Source organism: Marinomonas lutimaris, from assembly GCF_019426345.1.
Taxonomy (GTDB): Bacteria; Pseudomonadota; Gammaproteobacteria; order Pseudomonadales; family Marinomonadaceae; genus Marinomonas; species Marinomonas lutimaris.
In genome coordinates, this window is sequence record NZ_JAHLLW010000035.1 from 1 (window position 1) to 15,575 (window position 15,575).

Annotated in this window: 13 protein-coding genes; all 13 read right to left on the reverse strand. The window is 43.0% G+C overall.

Annotated features, from left to right (window positions below; translation table 11 throughout):
• On the reverse strand, window positions 1-607 hold a 607-nt coding region (locus KPL72_RS20485), incomplete at its 3' end, for a bifunctional ornithine acetyltransferase/N-acetylglutamate synthase (RefSeq protein ID WP_219704285.1).
• Between the two features lie 15 nt (window positions 608-622).
• Window positions 623-3,325 carry a preprotein translocase subunit SecA gene (gene secA, locus KPL72_RS20490; protein WP_219704286.1) on the reverse strand — a complete coding sequence of 901 codons (2,703 nt, stop codon included), beginning with the start codon at window positions 3,323-3,325 and terminating at the stop codon, window positions 623-625.
• A 143-nt stretch (window positions 3,326-3,468) separates the two neighbouring features.
• Window positions 3,469-4,386, reverse strand: a complete 918-nt coding sequence (lpxC, locus tag KPL72_RS20495) for a UDP-3-O-acyl-N-acetylglucosamine deacetylase (RefSeq protein ID WP_012070297.1) — start codon at window positions 4,384-4,386, stop codon at window positions 3,469-3,471.
• 106 nt (window positions 4,387-4,492) lie between these two features.
• Window positions 4,493-5,722 (reverse strand): cell division protein FtsZ, encoded by a 1,230-nt coding sequence (gene ftsZ / locus KPL72_RS20500; protein ID WP_212915565.1) that lies wholly within the window; start codon window positions 5,720-5,722, stop codon window positions 4,493-4,495.
• A gap of 39 nt (window positions 5,723-5,761) precedes the next feature.
• Window positions 5,762-7,036: a cell division protein FtsA gene (gene ftsA, locus KPL72_RS20505; protein ID WP_212915566.1), complete on the reverse strand. Its 1,275-nt coding sequence runs from the start codon at window positions 7,034-7,036 to the stop codon at window positions 5,762-5,764.
• Window positions 7,037-7,111: 75 nt separating this feature from the next.
• Window positions 7,112-7,792: a cell division protein FtsQ/DivIB gene (locus tag KPL72_RS20510; protein WP_219704287.1), complete on the reverse strand. Its 681-nt coding sequence runs from the start codon at window positions 7,790-7,792 to the stop codon at window positions 7,112-7,114.
• A 3-nt stretch (window positions 7,793-7,795) separates the two neighbouring features.
• Complete coding sequence (locus KPL72_RS20515) at window positions 7,796-8,749, reverse strand: D-alanine--D-alanine ligase (protein ID WP_219704288.1); 954 nt, start codon at window positions 8,747-8,749, stop codon at window positions 7,796-7,798.
• Window position 8,750: 1 nt separating this feature from the next.
• The gene (gene murC / locus KPL72_RS20520; protein ID WP_219704289.1) at window positions 8,751-10,172 is read right to left on the reverse strand and encodes a UDP-N-acetylmuramate--L-alanine ligase; all 1,422 of its coding nucleotides are present in this window, start codon (window positions 10,170-10,172) and stop codon (window positions 8,751-8,753) included.
• Window positions 10,169-11,242 (reverse strand): undecaprenyldiphospho-muramoylpentapeptide beta-N-acetylglucosaminyltransferase, encoded by a 1,074-nt coding sequence (gene murG, locus KPL72_RS20525; RefSeq protein WP_219704290.1) that lies wholly within the window; start codon window positions 11,240-11,242, stop codon window positions 10,169-10,171. Before murG ends, murC begins: the two co-directional genes overlap by 4 nt.
• Entirely contained in the window at window positions 11,239-12,432 is a 1,194-nt protein-coding gene (gene ftsW / locus KPL72_RS20530; protein WP_219704291.1) for a putative lipid II flippase FtsW, read from the reverse strand. Before ftsW ends, murG begins: the two co-directional genes overlap by 4 nt.
• The gene (murD, locus tag KPL72_RS20535) at window positions 12,429-13,778 is read right to left on the reverse strand and encodes a UDP-N-acetylmuramoyl-L-alanine--D-glutamate ligase (protein ID WP_212915572.1); all 1,350 of its coding nucleotides are present in this window, start codon (window positions 13,776-13,778) and stop codon (window positions 12,429-12,431) included. The genes ftsW and murD overlap by 4 nt, the downstream gene beginning before the upstream one ends.
• Window positions 13,779-13,787: 9 nt before the next feature.
• Complete coding sequence (mraY, locus tag KPL72_RS20540) at window positions 13,788-14,870, reverse strand: phospho-N-acetylmuramoyl-pentapeptide-transferase (protein WP_219704292.1); 1,083 nt, start codon at window positions 14,868-14,870, stop codon at window positions 13,788-13,790.
• Between the two features lie 14 nt (window positions 14,871-14,884).
• Window positions 14,885-15,575: glutamate ligase domain-containing protein (locus KPL72_RS20545; RefSeq protein ID WP_283248035.1), on the reverse strand; the 691-nt coding region annotated here is incomplete at its 5' end.

Genomic DNA, 15,575 nt, shown 5'->3' on the forward strand with positions numbered 1-15,575 from the left:
CATCCATCGCTATATCACTGCAAATATAACCCAACATAGTCGCCATGTTGGGACGAATCATACCTGCACCTTTCGAAATACCTGCGATATTATAAGTTACGCCATCAAATTCAAAAGTTCGCACAGAACCCTTTGGCAAAGTATCGGTAGTCATAATACCAACACCAGCGGACTTCCAGTTATCACTGGACAAATTTTCAAGCGCTTTAGGAATGGCTGCAACAATTTTTGCCACAGGCAATGGCTCGCCAATAACACCTGTTGAAAAAGGCAAAATTGACTCGACACTAACTCCAGTCCCTTCAGCCAAAACCTCACAAGTCTTAAGAGCCGTCTCTAGGCCAGTCTTACCCGTACCGGCATTTGCGTTACCCGTATTGATAAGCAAATAACGGCTATCAGCCAAGCCTAAATGTTTTTGACATATACGCACAGGCGCAGCGCAAAAAGCATTCTGAGTAAAAACACCAGCAACTGATGCACCTTCACAAATTTCAAAAATCACAACATCTTTTTTGTTGGGCTTTTTAATACCAGCTTCAGCAACACCAATTCTAATTCCTTTTATTTCAGGAATAAGAGGAAAATCATGCAACCCTACAGCCATTTAAACTTTCTCCAATTAAACAAGACTACCGTGACATTGTTTGTATTTTTTACCTGAACCGCATGGACAAGGCTCATTGCGACCCACTTTAGGATACTCTTGACCATCAGCAGAATCAGAACCACCGTCAGACAAGGAATCTAACGAGTCATGAATCATATTCATGGTCGTTTTTTCCTCTTGCTGTCTACGTGCTTCCTGTATTTTCTCAGCCTCTTCAGCAGACTGAACTTTCACACGAGTAATAATTTGAATTACTTCATATTTAATTTGCTCTAACAAACCTTGAAATAATTCAAACGACTCACGTTTATATTCTTGCTTAGGGTTCTTTTGCGCATAACCACGTAAATGAATACCCTGCCTAAGCATATCCATTGTCTGAAGATGCTCTTTCCACAGTGTATCAAGAACCTGCAACAGCACCTGTTTCTCGAAAGCTCTAAATGGCTGTTCACCAGCAATTTCTTCTTTCGCCTGATAATCATTAACAAACGTGTCTAATATTTTCTGACGCAAAGGTTCTTCATAAAGTTTTTTATCTTCTTCTACCCATTTCGCAACAGGAAGCTCTAGACCAAATTCGTTACGAGCCTTCTCTTCCAACCCTTCAAGGTCCCACATATCAAAAATACTTTGAGGTGGAATAAACTCATCAACCAAGCTAGTAACAACTTCTTCTCGCATTGCAGAAATAGCTTCAGAAAGATCTTCCGACACCATCATATCAAAACGTTGGCGGTAAATTACCTGACGCTGATCATTCGCCACATCATCGTATTCAAGTAACTGTTTACGAATATCGAAGTTACGACCTTCCACTTTACGCTGCGCTTTTTCAATAGCGTTTGAAACCATCTTATGTTCGATAGCCTCACCTTTCTCCATGCCAAGCGCCATCATCATTTTTTTGATGCGGTCAGACATGAAGATACGCATCAAATTATCTTCTAGAGACAAATAAAAGCGCGACGAACCAACATCACCTTGACGTCCAGCACGGCCACGAAGTTGATTATCAATACGGCGTGATTCATGGCGCTCTGTACCAATGATATGTAAACCACCGGCAGCAAGAACTGACTCATTTCGAGCTTTCCAATCAGCTTTTAGCGCATCAATACTTTCTTGACTGGCATTTTCACCCAGCTTAGCTAACTCAACCTGAAGGTTGCCACCCAACACAATATCCGTACCACGACCAGCCATATTTGTCGCAATTGTAACCGCACCAGGACGACCAGCATCAGCCACAATTTCAGCTTCGCGCTCATGCTGCTTAGCATTAAGAACGTTGTGCTTAACACCTTTCTGATTTAGGTAATTGGATAAAAGCTCAGAGTATTCAATCGAAGCTGTACCAACCAGAACAGGGCGACCTTGCTTAACAATCTCTTCAATATCCAAAACAATGGCTTCAAATTTATCTTCAGTAGACATATAAATTAAATCATTGAAGTCTTTGCGCTGAACCTGACGATTAGTAGGGATAACAATAACGGATAGCCCGTAAATTTGCTGAAACTCAAATGCTTCAGTGTCTGCCGTACCCGTCATACCAGACAGCTTTTCATACAAGCGGAAATAGTTCTGAAAGGTTGTTGATGCCAATGTCTGACTTTCAGCCTGAATAGTGACACCTTCTTTGGCCTCTACTGCCTGATGAATACCTTCAGACCAGCGACGGCCAGCCATAGTCCTACCAGTATGCTCATCAACAATGACAATCTGATCACCTTGGATGACATAATCAATATTCTTCTTGAAAATCACGTGAGCTTTCAGACAAGCATGAACATGATGCAATAGAGAAAGATTACCAGCCGCATAAAGACTCTCACCTTCTGCGAGCATACCTTGCTCAACTAACCAATCCTCAACAAAAGAGTGACCATCTTCTGTCAGTTCAATGCTGCGCTGAGACTCGTCAAAAACGTAATGACCGGAAGGCTCTTCACCTTCCGCGTCCTCTTGCTTAACCAATAAAGGAGCTAGTTGATTAATTTTACGATATTGCTCTGAACTATCTTCAACCGCACCAGATATAATAAGAGGCGTTCTAGCCTCATCTATCAAGATGGAGTCCACCTCATCCACAACAGAGAAGTTTAAATCACGCTGAACACGATCTTCTAAACGGAACACCATATTGTCGCGAAGATAATCAAAACCGAATTCGTTATTGGTGCCATAAGTAATGTCACATAAATATGCCGCTTTTTTCTCGTCACGATCTTGACCAGAAAACACAACGCCAACACTCATATCTAAAAACTCATATAAAGGGCGCATCCAGTTGGCATCACGCTTAGCCAGATAATCGTTCACTGTGACTACGTGAACCCCTTTAGAAGACAAAGCATTTAAGTAAACAGCCAATGTCGCTACAAGTGTTTTACCTTCACCGGTACGCATCTCGGCGATTTTACCTTCATTTAGAACCATGCCACCGATCAACTGCACATCAAAATGGCGCATCCCCATAACACGACTACTGCCTTCTCGCACTACAGCAAAGGCCTCAGGCAAAATAGAATCTAACGACTCGCCTTTTGCGAGACGATCACGGAACTCGCCCGTTTTTCCAGACAAGTCATCATCGGATAATTTGTGGAAAGATTCTTCAAGTTGGTTTATCTGTGCAACGACTTTTCTATATCGTTTAACTTCTCGGTCATTCTTTGTGCCGACAATTTTTTTAATTACAGTTCCTAACATCTTGAACTCATCGTAGCCAATTAGTAATAAAGACAGTCTATCATGGTAATGTGTGACAAAACATGAAATATCAAGGACCTAAATACAAAAAAACCAGACATATAGTCTGGTTTTTTAAAATACGATCAAGAATTAATCACTTACTAAGCACCAACAAAAGCAGGCTCTACATAAGAGATTGGCGTTGTTTGCGCTTCATCTTCGAAAACAACATACTCCCAAGCATCTTGGTGCTCAAGCAAGGCAAGCAATAGCTTGTTATTCAATGCGTGACCAGATTTATAAGCTTTATACTCACCAATCAAGCTATGACCAAGAAGATAAAGATCACCTATCGCATCTAATACTTTATGACGCACCAATTCATCTCGATAACGCAAACCTTCGTCATTTAGCACACGGTAGTCATCAAGTACGATGGCATTTTCCATGTTTGCACCACGAGCAAGGTTATTGTTTTTAAAGTATTCAAGATCTTTCATAAAACCAAATGTTCTGGCACGGCTAATCTCTTTTACAAAAGTAGTCGTTGAGAAATCAAATGATGTGCTTTGAACATCTTCACCAATAGCTGGATGCTGAAAGTCAATTGTGAAAGACAAGCGAAAACCTGAATGAGGCTCAAGAGAGGCAAATTTATCACCCTCGTCGACTCTGATAGGCTTCTTGACTCGAATAAATCTTTTTGGCGCATTTTGAGCTTCTAGACCTGCCGATTGCAGAAGAAAAACAAAAGGACTAGCACTTCCATCCATAAGAGGAATTTCACTAGCACTTACTTCTACATAAGCGTTATCTACACCCAAACCTGCCATTGCAGATAACAAATGCTCTACAGTACTTACCTTCACATCACCCTGACATAAAGCCGTAGCAAAATTTGTTGATCCGACTGCTCGCGCATCACCATGAATCTCTACAACTGGATCCAAGTCTGTACGAACAAATACAATACCTGTATTCACAGGCGCAGGCTTCAGTGTCAAATACACTTTCTCGCCAGAGTGTAAACCCACTCCAGTTGCTCGAATAATGTTTTTAAGTGTGTGTTGGCGTACCATTATATTCCTACATTTTTATGACTGGATACTACTCTTTGAAAAATAGTATCAATAACACATTTTTTATACAATCCAACGTCTTGATATTGCATCGTTTTTACTCAAACTAATCAGCTTGACGACGCAAAAATGCCGGAATGTCCAAATACGATAATTTATCGCCACTTGAAATAGAGGAAGAATCAACAGACTCTTTCTTTTCATCCAAGCTTTTCTCCACCACTTCCGCCTTCACATGATGTGAAGGTTTCGGCACAGACTGAGCAACTGCCATTTTAGCGTTATCACTTTCAACAACTTGCTCTACCTTTGCCATAACTGGTTGAGAGACAACAGATTCACCAACAGCAGACTTCATTTCACCTGCAGAGCGACCCTCTAAACCAGTTGCAACTACCGTGACTCGCATTTCATCACCTACACTAGGATCAATTGCACAACCAATCACGACAGTAGCATCTTCCGATGCATATTCTTCAATAATGCCACCAACCTCAGTAAATTCAGACAAACCAACTTCTTCGTTTGCTGTAATGTTTACTAGCACGCCACGCGCACCTCTAAGGTTAATATCTTCAAGCAATGGATTATGTATTGCAGCCTCAGCAGCTACTCTAGCTCTATCCTCGCCAGACGCAGACCCCGTACCCATCATCGCCATTCCCATTTCAGACATAACCGTTCTTACATCTGCAAAGTCGACGTTGATTAAACCAGGTCGCATAATCAAATCTGTAATACCCTGAACCGCATTAAACAAAACATTATTAGCTTCGCCAAACGCCTTCAACAATGAAATATTTTTACCTAATACTGGCAAAAGACGCTCGTTTGGGACAGTAATCAAAGAATCGACATTTTCACGCAACTCCCTAACACCTTCCTCAGCAACTCTTGCACGACGACGACCCTCAAATGGAAAAGGCTTAGTTACAACAGCCACCGTCAAAATACCCAACTCTCGCGCCACTTTAGCAATAACTGGTGCAGCACCTGTACCCGTTCCACCACCCATACCAGCGGTGATGAATACCATATCTGCACCCGTCAACAACTGAGTAATTTTCTCTTGATCTTCTAATGCCGAATCCCTACCCACTTCTGGATTCGCCCCAGCACCCAACCCTTTAGTGATGGTTGAGCCTAACTGTAAAGAGACCCCTGTCTCAAAACCTATCAGCGCTTTAGAGTCAGTGTTGGCACAAATAAATTCAACACCTTCCAATCGATTTTCAAGCATATGACGTACAGCATTGCCGCCGCCGCCGCCGACACCGATAACTTTAATAACAGCATTATCTGATAAATTATCTTCGGCTAAATCAAAGACATTCATGGGCTTATCGCTCCTCAATAAATTCACAATCAATTCTGACTAGATATAACTCTGAAACCAGTGTTTTAATTTCTGCCATGCCTTCGTTGCACTGAAGGATGGCCCGATTTCTTTTTTAGGAGCCAGAACTGATGTTTCTCGTTTAGTTTGCGTCTTAGACATCATCCGCTTCGAGATCTCGGTTACTTCAGCCTCTTTACTACCATAAGCCAATAATCCAACACTTGTTGAATATATAGGGTTATCGACAATGTCAGACATTCCTTTAGTACAATCTGGTAAAGATAATCGAACTGGCATCTGAAAAACCTTCTCAGCCAGCTCCGCCGCACCTTCCATAAGCGACGTACCACCAGTAATTACAATACCTGCAGGGATACGCTCCGCATAACCACTACGCCTTAATTCATCCAGAATTAAATTATAAATTTCTTCATATCTTGCCTCAACAACCTCTGTCAAAGCATGACGGGTGATTGATCTTGGCTGACGATCACCAACACTTGGCACCTGAAGAACCTGATCCGCGGATGCCATAGAAGACATGGCACATGCATATTTCACTTTGATTTCTTCCGCATGCTGAGTTGGCGTGCGTAAAGCCATCGAAATATCATTTGTAACCTGATCACCAGCAACCGGAACCACTGCTGTATGATGCAAAGCACCATCAATCCAAACAGCAATATCAGATGTTCCCGCACCGATATCAATCAAGCAAACACCTAAATCTTTTTCATCTTCGCTAAGTGATGACTCACTAGAAGCAAGCTGAGATAAAATGACACCATCTACACCTAAACCACATCGTTTAATACACTTCTCAACGTTCATCACAGCGTTAACTGCACCAGAGATCAAATGCACGTTCGCTTCAAGCCTAACACCAGACATTCCAAGAGGGTCTTTAATTCCTTCTTGAGAATCAATGTGATACTCCTGAGGCAAAATATGAAGCACTCGTTGATCGGAAGAAATTGGCACAGCTTGAGCTGCATCAATAACTCGATCTATATCTTCTTTTTGCACTTCACCGTTTTTGACAGCAACAATACCATGAGAATTCAAACTACGAATATGGCTACCAGCAACACTGACATAAACAGAATGTATATTACACCCCGCCATCAACTCAGCCTCTTCAACAGCACGCTGAATCGATTGAACCGTTGACTCGATGTTAATTACCACACCACGCTTCATGCCTTTTGAACTATGAGAGCCAATACCGACAATTTCCAAACTACCATCAGCTAGAACTTCGCCAACCAAACAGATAACTTTCGATGTGCCTACATCCAAACCGACTATCATTTCACCTTCCCGGCATTACGTGCTGTTTTGAAAAGACCTGCGCTTCTGTATAAAAAAGCAACAAACAGGCCAATATCATTTATTTTTTTTCCAACCTACCGCTACCCCATGAGGATAGCGAGCGTCGACTGAGGTTATCTGGTCTATTCTACCCGATAAATCACTTTTATACACCGCTATAAAGCGCTGCAATCTTTCTAAAATATCCTCTCTACCTAGCTTCACCGCTACACCATTCGTAAAAATGATGCTCCACGCCCCCCTTGGCTCCAAAGTGAGAGTAGAAATACGTAAAGACGTTGAAGCTAACACCTGACTAACCAAGCCAAACTGCTCTAACACAACATCACTTGAATCTTCAGGACCGTACAGTTTAGTAAGCGGCAAATCAGGCACCTTAGGCGGCGTAATAACTACCGCAGAGGTGGATATCAATTGCCCATCCCCCCAGTATGCAAGAGGCGTATGTTCATGAACAAGCACCTGCAACGTATTTGGCCAAACTTTACGAATCTCTGCACTTGCCACCCATTCCGATGACAAAACAGTGGCTAAAGCATCAGATAAAGAGATGCTAAGAAGGCTTTGACCAAGCAAAGAAGAATAGTCAGACTGCAACTCTTCCTCTGTGGCATATTTCAGATCACCTTTGATCTCGATCTTTTGAATAGCAAACCAAGTTTCTGGTGAATCATTTCCCTGAAAAGTGGCCAACAATATCAACAAAACCGCCCCAATAAGTGCCGCTATTCTCATAAATCAATTACGCCCTACTTTATCCCAAGCATCTTGCGCAATTTTTTCTACGAGCGAAGCATAGTCAATCCCTACATACTTGGCCGCCATAGGCACTAAACTATGAGATGTCATACCTGGCGCGGTATTAACCTCTAACACCCAAAACACACCAGCTTGATCTCGCATGACATCAACACGCCCCCAGCCAGAGCAACCTAATGAGCGATAAGCATCCAAAGCCAGCATTTGCAGCTCATTTTCATCATCTTCATTTAAACCACAAGGCAGCAGATATTCAGTATCATCCGCTATATATTTTGCCTCATAGTCATAGAGCTTATGGTCTGGAGCAGGTTTTAAACCTATCGGCGGATACGCTACATCATCAATAATCGTAATAGTAAACTCAGGCCCATCGACAAATTCTTCAACCAAAATATCAGAATCATACTCAAGCGCCTTCAGAAGAGCATCATCAAGCTCAGCCCTATTCATCGCCTTATTAATACCAATAGTAGAACCCTCTCTAGAGGGTTTAACTATCACTGGATAAGACATCTGTTCCTCGATTACATCGGCATTCGCATGATCGACAAAAGACAAATAAGCAGGAGTTGGAATCCCAATGCCATTCCAGAAACGTTTAGTTAAGACTTTATCCATAGCCAGACCGCATGCCAAAGGCGAACTACCCGTATAAGGCTTACCAAACATCTCAAGCAAGGCTTGAACTCGACCATCCTCACCTTCACCACCATGCAGAGCAATAAAAGCAAAATCAAATTCAATAGACTGTAATTGAACAATTGGATCTAACGCGGCATCAGGCCCATAAAGATCCACCTCTACAACCTGAAAACCTTTAGATCTAAGCCCTTCTGCAACCAAAGGGCCGCTTTGCATTGAAACTTCACGTTCTGCTGAACGACCACCGTAAATCACTGCAACGACAGATTCTTTTAGTGTTTTAGACATATTAAATTCCGCTCACAGATAAGTTTTTAGAAACCATACCGATATCGCCAGCACCTTGGGTAATTAACAGATCACCTTCACGCAAGACATTACTCAAAATGGAACGTAAGTCCGCCTCACCACCAACATGAATAGGATCCACATTACCGCGCTGACGAATGCTGCCACACAAAGAACGACTATCAGCACCATTAATCGGCGTTTCACCAGCAGCATAAACATCCAGCAATAGCAAAACATCCACCTGAGACAAGACCCTAACAAAGTCCTCATACAGATCACGAGTACGAGTATAACGATGTGGCTGATAAACCATTACTAAGCGCTTCTCAGGCCAACCGGCACGTATCGCCTTAATAGTTGCCAACACTTCACTTGGATGATGTCCGTAATCATCCACAAACATCACACTTGAGCCATTAGGAAGCTCTAGTGGTTTTTGCTCTTGGAAGCGACGTCCCACACCTTCAAAGCCCATTAGACCTGCCTGAATGGCTGTTGCTTCAACCCCCAAATCAGTGGCAACAGCAATCGTAGCAAGCGCATTAAGTACGTTATGACGCCCAGGCATTGGCAAACGAATCTTCAGCGGCTCACCTTCAGGGCGGTGCGCTAAAAACTCACAATAACGGCCAGTTTGCACAATATCCGTCGCATAAAAATCGGCCTCTTGATCAATACCATAGGTTAAAACCGGACGACTCAAAGATGGCAAGATTTCACGAACATTTTCATCATCGACACACAACACAGCTAAGCCATAAAAAGGCAGGTTATGCACAAACTCAATAAAAGTATGCTTAACCTTTTCAAAGTCGCCATCATAAGTATCCATATGATCTTCATCGATATTGGTTACTATTACAGTTTGAGGCTGCAAATGCAGGAACGAAGCGTCACTTTCATCTGCCTCTGCAACAAGATAAGCACTGCTACCCAATTGCGCATTCGCACCAGCACTGGTTAAGCGTCCACCAATCACGAATGTTGGCGCTTCACCAGTAGCCGCCAATATAGATGCCATCAAACTGGTCGTTGTGGTTTTACCATGAGTGCCCGCGACAGCAATACCGTGACGATAGCGCATTAGCTCAGCCAACATTTCCGCTCTTCGGACAATCGGAATTCTATGCTCTTTACCCCAGATAATTTCTGGATTTTTTTCATTTATCGCGGTAGATACCACGATAACATGAGCGTCATAAACGTTTTCTTCTAAATGCCCAAGATAGATCTTGATACCTAACTCTTCCAAACGCTCTGTAGTAGATGACGCTTTAAGATCTGATCCCGACACCTGATAACCTTGGTTATGAAGCACCTCGGCGATACCGCACATACCAACACCACCAATACCAATGAAATGGATATTTTGAATACGGCGCATCGTAGGAATGTCGTACTGAGCTTTATTATCAATCATGATTTTATTAACCTTAAACAATGTGCAACAACGTCTCGTGTCGCATTTGGATGAGCAACCAATTTGGCCTGCTCTCCCATTTTCAATAATTTCTCTTCACCTTCGACAAACTCAGAAAGCAAAGAGATGATTTTTTCACAGCTTAACTGTGGCTGAGGCAACAAATACGCCGCCCCGACTTTTTCTAGATAACGCGCATTAGCCGTCTGATGGTCATCTATAGCGTGTGGGTAAGGCACTAAAATCGATGGCAAACCCGCAACAGCCAATTCACTCACTGTCATAGCACCCGCTCGACACAAAACAATATCAGCCCAATAATATGCCTGATCCATATTATCCAAGTAGGCTTCCACCCGAGCGTCCACTTTCGCCTCTTTATAAAGTTCTGATACCGCTTCAAAATTGCGAATACCAGTTTGATGCCAAACATCCAAACGCTGAGAAAAAGGCCATTCAGCCAGAACTTTAGGCATAACATCATTAATTGCTTGCGCCCCCAAACTCCCACCGACAACAAGCAATCGCAATGGCCTTGCCGTGCCAATTCTCGGCACCCGAACACGCTGCTCTAAAATATCATTTCGAATAGGGTTGCCTACACTAACAGCATTAGACAAAGCCCCATCAAAAGCCTGCAACCTTACACTCGACAATTTAGACAGTAATTTGTTGGTCGTTCCCGCAACGGCATTTTGCTCATGTATTGCCAAAGGAATACCCAAAAGTCGAGCCGCAACGCCACCAGGACCAGCAACAAATCCCCCCATACCTAAAACAACATCAGGTTTGATTTTCTGCAAAACAGCCACAGCCTGACCAATCGCATGCAAAATCCTAAAAGGGGCCGCCAAAAGTCCAAGCGCACCCTTTCCCCTTACCCCTTTGATCGACAAAGAATGCAATTCAATATCATGCTTAGGCACAAGAGACTCTTCCATCCCGCCTTTAGAGCCAAGCCACTGAACATCTAAACCTTTATCTTTAAAACTCTGAGCACAAGCCAATGCAGGATAAATATGGCCACCGGTCCCGCCAGCCATTATTACGACTCTTTTAACATCGCTCATTTCGCACTCTCTTTTGCTTTCGGTGACTCGCCAGAATCCTGACCATTCTCAGCACGACGATTTTCAATATCCACGCGTGCAACAACAAACAAACTACCCAAGGTAATTATCAGACTACTACCACCATAGCTAATCAATGGCAGAGTGAGCCCCTTAGTTGGCAAAAAGCCCGTATTTACACCAATATTAATAATCACTTGAGCCAAGATAAGAATAGAAAAACCAAAGCACATATAAGCGGCAAACGGACGAGATAAGGTCATAGCCTGACGACCAATTTTAAAGGCGCGAGCAACCATTAAAGCAAACAAAAAAATCAGCAACAAACCACCAAACATGCCAGTCTCTTCGACCCAAATAGAAAACACAAAATCTGTATGAGCTTCAGGTAAATAAGACAACTTCTGAACACTGTTCCCCAACCCCAAGCCAAACCATTCGCCACGACCGTATGCAATTAAGGCCTGACTAAGCTGATAGCCTTCATTAAAAGGGTCCGCCCAAGGATCTATAAAATTCATTAAGCGCTTTAAGCGGTAGCTTTCAGAAATGGCAACAACACCCAACATTGAAACAGCACCAATCATCAACAGCAAAAACTGATAAAGAGGAGCACCACCCAAAAAAAGCAGCACCATCACCGTACCCAGCAATACTACAGATGCACCGAAGTCAGGTTCGAAAAGCAAAAACAGAAGAAAAATACTACATAGACAAAGTGGCAAAACGAAGCCGACCCAACCCTCTCTAACGCGGTCAGCCCTTCGTACCAAATAACCCGAGACGTAAACCACCATACAAACTTTTGCAACTTCTGAAGCCTGAAGGTTAAACACCACCAGATTAATCCAGCGACGACTACCGTTTACACTTTTACCAATACCAGGCAGGAGAACAAGAATCAGCAAGATGAGAGATAACCCCATCATCAAAATGCCCCATTGCTGCAACTGATGAGTTGGTAATGACAATAACAACCAACCAAAGGCCAAACCAATCAATAGGTATAAGCCCTGCCTTCCCATAAAAAAATAAGGATGCCCATGAATCGTTTCGGAAATTGAGATTGATGCACTCGAAACCATCACCATTCCGAGCGCTAAAATCGAGACAACTGCAGCAACAAAAATAGCATCAACCTGCGCAAACTCACGAAGAGACACTCGGTCAAATACTTTCAACCATGTCATAGCTCAGCAACCAAACGAGCAAAATGTGCACCGCGCATTTCGTAATTTTTATACATATCCAAGCTGGCACAAGCAGGCGAAAATAAAACAATCTCACCCTCTTTACTATCCCGACCAATGCTAGCCACAATTTGATCTAGAGTATCAAAGTGCTTTACTTCGGTATCCGATAACAAAACCTCAGCAATACGATCAGCATCCTTACCAAACAAATAAACAGTCCGCACAAAATCCTTAACAGGCTTAGCAAGAGCACGAAAATCTGCCCCTTTTCCTTCCCCGCCAGCAATAAGCAAAATATTTTTCGCAGAAGCCGATCCAAGCCCCTCAAGTGCAGCTAACGTCGCGCCAACATTGGTGCCTTTTGAATCATTAATATAGGTCACCCCTTGAAGCGCTCGAACTGTTTCACAGCGATGAGGTAAACCACCAAACTCTGCCAATACTTTTCTAACCGCCTCAGACATGACATCCACACCAAGCAATTCCAACATTGCCAAAGCGGCCAAAACATTAGCGTGATTATGAGAACCCTTCAAAGCAATTTGAGACGTGTGATAAAGCCTTTCAACACCTTTACACAACCAAGAACCATCGCCATCCTTAAGCATGCCATATTCTTTCAAATCTGGGCTTTTTGTCGTAAAGGCACGAACAGGCACCCCTTCTGCTAACAGTGGTGCGGTTAAGATATCTTGCTTATTACAGACAGCCGCTTTACAGCCTCGATAGACTTTTTGTTTGACTCGCTGATATTCATAAAGATCCTTATAACGATCCATATGATCTTCAGAGACATTGAGAAGACAAGCCAAGTCGGCCTGTAGCGCATGCGTTGTTTCAAGCTGAAAGCTAGACAACTCAAGCACATAGAAGTCAGTATTTGGAGCAAGAAGATCTAAGGCAGGTAAACCTAAATTACCGCCTGCCTTTGCATTTTTTCCGCTTGCCTGAAGCAACAAAGCCACTAATGTCGTAACCGTGCTTTTAGCATTAGACCCTGTAATAGCAACAAAAGGCGCATCAACATAGTCACAGAACAAATCGATATCACCACGCATTGCAACGCCGCGCTCAGCTAATCGAGCCAAGACTGGTGTACGCAATGCAATACCAGGACTTACAAATAGCTCAGTTACACCTAGAGTTTCAAGCGCATCTAAGCTACCGGTAAAAATTCGCTCCTCGGGGCAAAACTCTTTCGCCTGCTCTAAACCAGGTGGATTCTCACGAGAATCCACCACATAAAACTCAATTCCCTTGCTAGCTAAGAAGCGTACGCAAGACAAGCCTGTCGCACCCAAGCCGACAACGGCTCTTACCCGATCTGACCCGATCAACGACATGCAAAACTCCTAACGTACTTTTAAGGTGGCAAAGCCTACTAAAACAAGACAAACAGTAATAATCCAAAAACGCACAATCACTTTAGGTTCAGCCCAACCTTTTAATTCGAAATGGTGGTGAATCGGTGCCATTCTAAAGATCCTTCGCTTGGTCAACTTATAGGAAGCCACCTGCAAAATCACCGACACCGTTTCCATGACGAACACACCGCCCATGATAAACAAAACTAATTCTTGGCGAACAATAACCGCAATGGTTCCCAATGCTGCACCCAGAGCCAAAGACCCTACGTCACCCATAAAAATTTGCGCAGGGTACGTGTTAAACCATAAGAAACCCAATCCCGCTCCTGCAAGAGCGGCGCAAAACACCAGCAACTCACCGGAGCCATGCACATAAGGGATAAGCAGATAATCAGCAAATCGAACATTACCTGTCAGATAAGCAAATACACCAAGAGCACCACCCACCAACACAGTCGGCAAAATAGCTAAACCATCTAACCCATCCGTTAAGTTCACCGCATTACTGGTGCCTACAATAACAAAATAGGTCAGCACAATAAAAAACGCCCCAAGAGGAATAGCGACATTTTTAAATAAAGGCACAAGCAAAGCCGTTTCAGCTGGTGTACTTGCGGTGTAGTACAAATAAAATGCAGCCGCTAAACCAAATATACTCTGCCAAAAATATTTCCATCGACCCGGAAGACCACGTGGATTTTTCTCAACCACTTTTCTGTAATCATCAACCCAACCAACAACCCCAAATGCCAACATAACCAATAAAACAACCCAAACATACTGGTTACGTAAATCCCCCCACAAAAGCGTACTAACAGATATCGAAAATATAATAAGAGCGCCACCCATAGTTGGCGTCCCCGCTTTAGCTAAATGAGTTTGAGGGCCATCACTACGAACCGCCTGACCAATCTGCAAACGCTGCAATAAAACAATAACTTTATTGCCAATCAATAGAGAAATAGCCAATGCAGTAAGAACACCTAAAATGGCACGCAGAGACAAGTAGTTAAACACCGTAAAAAATGTATGGTATTTACTTAAATAAGCAGTTAGCAGAAGTAACATTGGTAAGGAATATCCTAATTAATTAATGCTTCAATGACATTTTCCATTTTAGCGGAGCGAGAGCCTTTAACTAAAATAGCGTGTTTTTTATCTAGCGGACGAACAACTGTGGCCGCTTCATTATGGGTATTACAAAATATAGCGTTGCCACCTTTACTTCTAAAAGCAGCGCCTGCAATACCCGCTACGGGACCAACACAAATCAAACACGAAATCCCTTTGTCTCTAGCATATATCCCTAAACCGTGATGAATCGCATCTCGCTGAGCACCAAGCTCAGCCAAAGCCCCCAAGATCAACCAAGTTTCCTCTACTGGCTGCATAGCAAGAACATCAATAGCAGCCTCAACAGATGATGGGCTAGCATTGTAACAATCATTGATTAATACAGCGCCATTTTTCGCTTTAAGTCGCTCTAATCGCCCCGAAACCAGCACTGGGGCGGCTAATTTACCAGTCGCCAGCTTAAAATCAATCCCCATGATCAACATAGCCAAAACTACGGCCATGCCATTTGCAATTTGATGCCTTCCAGCGCCAGCAACAACGACCGGTAACGCCATTCCATCATAATGAAACATCGCCAAACTTGATTCTGCCCCCAATTCAATATCAGAAGCATAAAGATCAGCAGACTCAGTAAATCCAAAAGAATATACTTGGCGATTACCCGCCAAACCACACCAATAACCAAAGTATTCATCA